Genomic DNA, 873 nt, shown 5'->3' with positions numbered 1-873 from the left:
ACCTCGGGGAGGTCGGTGAGGCTGCCCGTGTGCTGGAGCTTGAGCTTGGCGAAGCCGGCCAGGGAGGCGGGCTTGCCCTCGACCAGGAAGGCGGACGCCTCGGCGGGGTTGCGGTACCGCCCGTCCTCGAGCAGCACCAGCTCCACGCTGACCAGACCGTCCAGGAGGCTCTGCGCGCCCCGCTCGGAGATCTCGGCGCGGGCCGCCACCTGGGCGGCCGTGCCCGCGCCGTTCTCCAGGTGGGTGAAGACGCGGTGGGTTGCCGCGGCGCCGATGACACCGGTGTTCCAGTAGCCGTTGATCAGCCTCATCACACCGTCCGGTGCAGGCTGGTTGTTCGTCATGCCGCTCCCTTCAGGGTCCGGGCGGGCCTGGCGTGGGTGCGCAGCGCGGTGCGCAGGACCTCGCAGACCCGCTCGACCTGGCTCATGGTCAGCTCGGCGTGCATGGGTATGCCGAGGTTGCGCTGGAAGAGGTCCGCCGAGACCGGGCACACCTGCTGCGCGTTAAAGGCGGGCTGCACATGGTTGGCCCAGGTGCCGTGCAGGGTGCCGATGCCCTGGGCGCGCAGTTCGGTGGCGACGGCCCCGCGGTCGACGCTCGCGTCCAGCGTCACCAGGTAGGACTGCCAGGCGTGGGTGCGGTCCGCCGGCACGTGCGGCACCGTCAGCAGCTCCTCGTCGGCGAAGAGTTCGGCGTAGCGGGCGGCGACGGCGCGCCGGCGTTCCATGAGTTCCTCGATACGGCCGAGCTGCACCGTCAGGATCGCCGCGGCGATGTCGGACAGCTTGAAGTTGTAGCCGATCTCGGTGAACTCGGGGATCGGCAGGCCGATGACCTGGCCCATGTCGAAGATGCTGCCGATGCCGAAGG

The 873-nt window shown here is 70.3% G+C and carries 2 protein-coding genes; both read right to left on the bottom strand.

All coding sequences use genetic code 11. From position 1 onward, the window contains the following. A partial coding sequence (locus tag TN53_RS41155) for a methyltransferase family protein (protein WP_046264004.1) occupies positions 1-344 on the bottom strand: 344 nt, incomplete at its 3' end. Further along, a partial coding sequence (locus tag TN53_RS41150; protein ID WP_046264003.1) for a DegT/DnrJ/EryC1/StrS family aminotransferase occupies positions 341-873 on the bottom strand: 533 nt, incomplete at its 5' end. The genes TN53_RS41155 and TN53_RS41150, both read right to left, overlap by 4 nt.

The organism is Streptomyces sp. WM6386 (genome assembly GCF_000972385.1).
Taxonomy (GTDB): domain Bacteria; phylum Actinomycetota; class Actinomycetes; order Streptomycetales; family Streptomycetaceae; genus Streptomyces.
This window is presented reverse-complemented; position numbering and strand designations above follow the sequence as displayed.